This window comes from Actinoplanes sp. NPDC051411 (genome assembly GCF_040682075.1).
In the GTDB taxonomy this organism is placed as follows: Bacteria; Actinomycetota; Actinomycetes; order Mycobacteriales; family Micromonosporaceae; genus Actinoplanes.
This window is the reverse complement of the sequence record NZ_JBFBAD010000050.1, coordinates 65,408-71,583: the sequence shown is the minus strand read 5'-3', so window position 1 is coordinate 71,583 and position 6,176 is coordinate 65,408. Positions and strand designations below refer to the sequence as shown.

The 6,176-nt window shown below is 72.5% G+C and carries 6 protein-coding genes and 1 pseudogene; 1 reads left to right on the top strand and 6 read right to left on the bottom strand.

Going from position 1 to position 6,176, the window contains the following annotated elements; all coding sequences use genetic code 11:
* The 6 genes and pseudogenes from AB0M88_RS26470 to AB0M88_RS26445 all read right to left on the bottom strand — a co-directional run.
* A pseudogene (locus AB0M88_RS26470) lies at positions 1 to 660 on the bottom strand (hypothetical protein); the annotation flags it as partial.
* Positions 657 to 2,114: a replication-associated recombination protein A gene (locus AB0M88_RS26465; protein WP_364106710.1), complete on the bottom strand. Its 1,458-nt coding sequence runs from the start codon at positions 2,112 to 2,114 to the stop codon at positions 657 to 659. The gene AB0M88_RS26465 and the pseudogene AB0M88_RS26470, both read right to left, overlap by 4 nt.
* A 171-nt stretch (positions 2,115 to 2,285) precedes the next feature.
* On the bottom strand, positions 2,286 to 2,504 hold the full coding sequence (locus AB0M88_RS26460) for a hypothetical protein (protein ID WP_364106686.1): 219 nt from the start codon (positions 2,502 to 2,504) through the stop codon (positions 2,286 to 2,288).
* 36 nt (positions 2,505 to 2,540) lie between these two features.
* Entirely contained in the window at positions 2,541 to 3,791 is a 1,251-nt protein-coding gene (locus tag AB0M88_RS26455; protein WP_364106684.1) for an MFS transporter, read from the bottom strand.
* Entirely contained in the window at positions 3,788 to 4,345 is a 558-nt protein-coding gene (locus AB0M88_RS26450; RefSeq protein WP_364106682.1) for a helix-turn-helix domain-containing protein, read from the bottom strand. The genes AB0M88_RS26455 and AB0M88_RS26450 overlap by 4 nt, the downstream gene beginning before the upstream one ends.
* A 38-nt stretch (positions 4,346 to 4,383) precedes the next feature.
* Positions 4,384 to 5,052, bottom strand: coding sequence for a hypothetical protein (locus AB0M88_RS26445; protein ID WP_364106680.1), 669 nt, complete (start codon positions 5,050 to 5,052; stop codon positions 4,384 to 4,386).
* Positions 5,053 to 5,108: 56 nt separating this feature from the next.
* On the opposite strand from AB0M88_RS26445, the gene AB0M88_RS26440 reads away from it, so the two are divergent.
* Entirely contained in the window at positions 5,109 to 6,128 is a 1,020-nt protein-coding gene (locus AB0M88_RS26440) for a questin oxidase family protein (protein ID WP_364106678.1), read from the top strand.
* The last annotated feature ends 48 nt before the right edge of the window (positions 6,129 to 6,176 follow it).

The window sequence follows — 6,176 nt, the reverse complement described above, 5'->3', positions numbered from 1 at the left end:
CTGCATGGGGCCGGAAGCCTGCATGGGGCCGGAAGCCTGCATGGGGCCGGAAGCCTGCATGGGGCTGGAAGCCTGCATGGGGCCGGAAGCCTGCATGGGGCCGGAAGCCTGCATGGGGCCGGAAGCCTGCCGCGGCGGCACGCCCCGGCGCCCCGGGTCGGCGCCGGCGGGCGGCTGCGAAAGCGGCGGCTGGCCAGGGCCGGGCTGCTGGTTGCCGAACGAGGCGTTGCCCGACTGGGGATTGCCGGACTGGGGATTGCCGGACTGAGGGTTAGCCGTCGTCGCCCAAGCGCCGGAACCGCCCTGCCACCCGGGCGCCGGCCGGGCGTCGGGCACCGGGCCGGACGGGCTCACCGGGCGGGCGGCTCCGCGGCCGGGCAGCGGGATGTCGTCGGGGCCCGGTTCGTCGTCGGGGCCGGGGGCGACCCGGCCCGATTTGGACGGCCGCGTCTCGCCGGCCAGGGTGCCCGGGCCGATCGCGCCGCGCTGCTGCTTGGCCGTGCGCAGGTCGTCGAGCCAGCCGGTTTCCTCGCTCGGGATCTCCTCGGGTTCGACCGGCTCCGCCCGACCGCCGCGACCGAAGAGTCGGCGGTTCTTTCCGCCCTGGTCGTTACGCAGGTCGGCGTCGTCGTCGGGCCCTTCGGCACCGCGCGATTTCACGGCTGTTCCCTTCCGGCGGTCTCGCCGCTGTCGTCCTGTCCGGTCTCCGGCTCGGCCACCTTACGCCGGTTCCCGCCGGTTTCGCCCTCGGCCGCTTGACCGGTTTTGGGGGGCGTCACCGCAGGTGACGCGTCCACTTCAACGAGCGAAGAGTCGGCCGACGGCTGTGACGCATCACGCCCGGAACGATCACCGGCTGGGGCCCCGCGGACGATCCGGCGCAGGCGCGGCACCCGCTCGTAGACCGCGCGCTCGGCGCCGTGGTCGGTCGGCTGGTAGTACTCGGCGTCGACCAGATCGTCCGGAATGTACTGCTGGGTGACCACGCCGCGCGGATCGTCGTGGGGGTAGCGGTAGCCCCGGCCGTGACCTAGGCCACGTGCGCCCGGGTAGTGCGCATCGCGCAGATGCGAGGGGACGGCTCCGCCTCGCCCGGCGCGTACGTCGGCCATCGCCGCGCCCAGCGCGGTCGTCACGCTGTTGGACTTCGGCGCCGTGGCCAGGTGCACGACCGCCTGGGCCAGGTTGAGGCCCGCCTCGGGCAGCCCGACGTTCTGCACGGCCTGGGCGGCCGCGCTCGCCACGAGCAGCGCCTGCGGGTCGGCCATGCCGATGTCTTCGCTGGCGAAGATGACGATGCGCCGGGCGATGAACCGCGGGTCCTCGCCGGCGACCAGCATGCGGGCCAGCCAGTGGAGCGCCGCGTCGGGGTCGCTGCCCCGCATGCTTTTGATGAACGCGCTGGTCACGTCGTAGTGGGCGTCGCCGTCGCGGTCGTAGCGGACGGCCGCGACGTCGACCGCCTTTTCGGCGGTGGCCAGGTCGATCTCGGTCGCGTTCTGGGCGTGGGCCGAGGCGGCCGCGGCCTCGAGGGCGGTCAGCGACTTGCGGACGTCGCCGCTCGCCAGGCGTACGAGATGCTCCTCGGCCTCGGCGGAGAGGGTGACCGAGCCGCTCAGCCCGCGCGGGTCGGTGACCGCGCGGCGCAGCAGTGCGCGGACCTGGTCGTCGCCGAGCGCCTGGAGAGTGAGGAGCACGCACCGCGACAGCAGCGGCGAAATAACCGAGAAGTACGGGTTTTCGGTCGTCGCGGCCAGCAACGTGACCGTCCGGTCCTCGACCGCGGCCAGCAGCGAGTCTTGCTGGGTCTTGGAGAACCGGTGCACCTCGTCGATGAACAGGACCGTCGGCGATCCGCCCCGGCGCCGCTCCTGCCGCGCGGTATCGATCACCGCCCGCACGTCCTTCACCCCGGCCGACAGCGCCGACAAGGCGACGAATTTCCGATTTGTGGCCCGGGCGACCAGATGCGCGATGGTCGTCTTGCCGGTGCCGGGCGGACCCCAGAGGATCACCGACATCGGGCTGTCGCCGGTCACCAACTGTCGCAGCGGCGCGCCGGGCGCGAGCAGGTGCTCCTGGCCGACCAGCTCGTCGATGCTCGCCGGACGCATCCGCACGGCGAGCGGCGAATCAGCGTCGGGAGAGTCGAAGCCGGTCGGCGAGGTCGCATTCACCGGGGAGGCCAGTGAGAAGAGCCCGTCCGTGTCCATCGGCGAAAACAGTACCGGCCCGCTCCCGCACGCCCGAAATACGCGGGGAGCGGGCCCATACCGAAGGAGGGCTCAGCCGCGGCCGGGCCGGCGGCCGTAGAAGCGGCGGCCGCCGCTGCCCGAGCCGGTGCGCGGCCCGGGTCCGAAGCCGGCCAGATAGAGCGAGAGCAGGAGCAACCCGATCGACGCCATGGTCGAGAAGTTGAACAGGTCGGGCGCGCCGAGGTTGGTGTTGAAGAGGTCGAGCAGGAGCCAGATGGCGAAGACGATCGCAGCGGCGATAGCGAGCATTGGAGAGCCTCCGTGGGGGTGTGGGCTTGCCGCACCTCATACCCCGGTGGTGGTCGCGCGCAAACTCCATAGTGGCTCGGGCGCCGGAGCTTTCACCAGGTAGAGCGGGGCGGCGACGGCGAGCGCGGCCGCGCCGAGGAGCATCGCGGCACCCACACCGGCCGATCCGGCGAGCGCGGTGAGCGCGATCAGCCCGAGGGCATAGCCCGGCTGGCCGAGCATCGAGTTGAGCGAGATCAGACTGGCCCGGTGCGGCCCGTCGACCTGACGGTGCAGCAGCCCGGCGTGCACCGGGTTGGCCGCGCCGTGCACCGAGTAGGTCAGGAGGTAGGCCCCGATCACCCCGGCCACCCCGCCGAACAGGCCCATGCCGGCCACCGTGACGCCCTGGGCGAGGCGCAGCGTGAAACCGGTCCAGCGGGCGCCGATCCGGCGGGTGAGCAGCGGAATCAGCGCGGCGCCGAGCGCCGACGCACCCCAGGCCGCGCTTCCGGCCGGGCCCATCAGCGCGGACGCCCGGTCGCCGCTGCCGAGCAGCGCACTCAGGCGCACGGGCGTGAGCGCCTCGAAGGCCGGCATGCCGAAGCTCCAGAACAGTTCCACCGCGATCAGGGCCGCCACGACCCGTGACCCGCGCACGATCCGGACCGCTCCGAGGATCGCCCCGGGCACCCCGCGCACCGACGCCGCGACCGCCGTGATCCCGCGAACCGCCCGCTCCTCGGTCATCAGCACCAGCACGCAGATCAGCGACACCGCCTGGAACAGGATCGACAGCAGCACCGGGGCGGTCAGGGCGGAAACCGGACCATAGGGCCCGAGCGCGACCACTCCGCCGCCGAGCAGCGCCCCGCCGGACACCGCCACTCCGATGACGACGCCGCTGCGGCTGAGCCCGGTCTCGATGTCGGCCGCGGGGTCGGCCGCCAGGGCGTGGTCGACGAACCAGGCCTCGAGCGGGCCGCTGTCGAGCGCCCGATAGACGCCCTGGAGAAGCCAGTAGACCGCGAACGCGGCGACCGAGTGGGCGACCGCGAGCAGCGTGGCCGCGGCCAGGTTGATCACACCGGCCGCGACCAGCACCGGCCGGCGGCCGAGCGCGTCGGTCAGGCCGCCGGTCGGCAGCTCGAGAACCATGACCACGATGCCCTGGATCGCGGCGACCGACCCGGCCTCGGCCAGGGTGAGCCCGCGCTCGAGCGGCAGCAGCACCGACACCGGGATCAGCAGGCCGACCGGCAACCAGCGCAGGCCGAGCAGCAGCAGGAACCGGGCGCGGAGCCTCATCGCTCCTCCAGGTTGGGCACGGCGCCGAGATAGAGCAGGACCTGCCGGGCGCCGGGGCCGGGCTCGACGTCGCGCCAGCGGTCGATGACGGCGTCGATCTCGGCCGTCAAGGCACGGGTCTGCGCGGCATCCAACGACAGGAAGTGGTCGGACAGGAAGCTGACGTCGCGCCACTCGGTCGGCTCGTCGAGCGCGACGGCCCGCCACCTCTGCATATGTGAGGTGAGCTGGTTGAGCTGCTGGTCGGCGAGCCAGTCGGCGGCCGCGGCGGCGTCGGGATCGTCGTCGTATTGGCTGCGCTGCCACGTCGACATGTCGTGGACCGAGCGCCAGAAGCGCTGGCGGCCGCTGCCCGGCCGCTCTTCCTCGGCGACCAGGCCGACCCCGGCCAGCTGACGCAGGTGATAGCTGGTGGCGCCGGTGTTGGTGCCCAGCTCGGCGGCGAGCCGGGTTGCCGTCGCCGGGCCGTGCAGGCGCAGGCTGCCGAGCAGGCGGCTGCGCAGCGGGTGGGCGAGCACGCGGATCTGATCGTGGCCGAGCCGGACGATGTCCATGGCATCCACAATAACTGTGCAAAGAAACTGTGCAACCCCTACTGCAGGGCGTTCACCGCCTTCGCGATCACCAGCGCCGCCGTGACCAGGGCGATCGCCGACTCCAACGCCATCACGAACTTCGCCCACCGGGACAGCGGCAGGGTGTCGGTCGGGCTGAACGCGGTCGCGTTGGTGAACGCCAGATAGAAGTAGTCGAGGAAGTACGGCTCCCAGTCCTTCTTCGTCATGTCGGGCGAGGTCATCGGCGGGAAGAGGAAGTCCGGGTACGGATCGCTCCCGGCCGCCCGCTCGACCGGCCCGCCCCGGTCCAGCTCCCAGAACCAGACCGCGAACGTCAGCACGTTGATCAGGTAGATGCCGCCGCCGGTCATCAGCAGGTCGCCGGCCGAGCCGGTGTCGTGGTGGCCCACGATGTCGAGCACCAGCCGCGCGACCGAATAGACGTTGGCGAGGCTGGCCACCGCGATCAGCAGCAGGCTCATCGTCCGCAGCATCGGCGAGCTCTTGCGCATGCGGCCCGGGTTGGCGGCCACGATCACCCCGATGATCACGACCTGGAGGCCGGGGAGGAGCCAGCGCGGCCCGAGCGACAGCCGGTCCGGCAGCAGCCACTCCAGGGCGATCAGCACCGCGATGGCGACCGCGGCCGGCCACCGCTGCTCCCCGTCGGTCCGCCTCTTCCACGCCGGCATCTCAATTTCCACGCGCCACATCATCGACCCTTGACCTCAACCTCGCTTCAAGGCGCACGGTGACTTCCATGACGGATTCGACTCTGGATGAAGGTCTGCAACGCCTGCGGGACACCGGACCGGAACGCGACGGCTGGCTGTCCAACCACGCCCCGATGGCGGTCGAGGCACTCGCCCACAACGGACACGAAGCCGACATCGACGGCTGGATCGACGCGTACCGGGACCGGCTCGAGGAGGCGCCGCGCGGGATCAGCCCGATCGGCCGGGAGGAATGGCGCGACCCGCTCGGCGACCCGACGCGCACCGGCGACTGGATCGCGTTCTTCGCGCGCGAGGTGCGGGAGACGCCGTGGCGGGAGACGCTGGCGACGTGGTGGCCGCGGTTGCTGCCCGGCATCGCCGCGGGGGCGACGCACGGCGTGATCCGGGTCGGTCACGCGGTGCGGGCCCTGCTCGACGAGGAGACCACGCCGCGGGTCGACGAGCTCGGGCAGGGCCTGGCCTACTGGGCAGCCCGGTGGCAGCCGCTGGCTCCGGCCGGGCGTGGGCCGTACCGGTCGACCGATCCGCGCTCGGCCCTCGACCTGGTCCCCCGCGTACCCGATCAGCGTTTCGGCATCCGCAACCGGCTCGCCCAGCTGGCCGATCTCCCCGGCTGGCCGGAAGCCGCCGGGCAGGTGCCCGGCGAGGGCGAGGTGCAACACCGGCTCCGTGCGATCGTCACCGCCGCGGTGCTCCGGCACGGCGAGTACGGGTACGCCAACGCGCTCATGCTCGTGCACTCGGCGACCGCGCCCGCGGCCGTGCTGCGTGCGCTCCCGGCGCTGCCATCGTCGATGGCCGGACCGAGCCTCGAAGCTGCCTGGGCGGCGTCCGCCGCGGTGATCGCCGCCTACTCCCCGGCCGAGTCCCGGATCTTCGACGGCGCCGCGACCAGCCCGGAGGAGACGATCGCCCGGGCGGTGGAGTCGGACGATCCGCACGCCCTCAAGTTCGCCGACGCGGCGATCGAGATGTGGCGGGCCGACCCGGACCCGAAACTGCTGGCGGTCGCCGACCAGGCAACCGCCGAGATCACCCGCTGAACCCGGCCGGGTTGGTCATCAGCAACCCGGCCGGCTGCATGAGAGGTT

Excerpts from the sequence above, each read along its gene's own strand:
- AB0M88_RS26440 (WP_364106678.1), top strand. The coding sequence starts at position 5,109 with ATGACGGATTCGACTCTGGATGAAGGTCTGCAACGCCTGCGGGACACC.
- AB0M88_RS26455 (WP_364106684.1), bottom strand. The coding sequence starts at position 3,791 with ATGAGGCTCCGCGCCCGGTTCCTGCTGCTGCTCGGCCTGCGCTGGTTG.
- AB0M88_RS26450 (WP_364106682.1), bottom strand. The coding sequence starts at position 4,345 with ATGGACATCGTCCGGCTCGGCCACGATCAGATCCGCGTGCTCGCCCAC.
- AB0M88_RS26460 (WP_364106686.1), bottom strand. The coding sequence starts at position 2,504 with ATGCTCGCTATCGCCGCTGCGATCGTCTTCGCCATCTGGCTCCTGCTC.
- AB0M88_RS26465 (WP_364106710.1), bottom strand. The coding sequence starts at position 2,114 with ATGCGTCCGGCGAGCATCGACGAGCTGGTCGGCCAGGAGCACCTGCTC.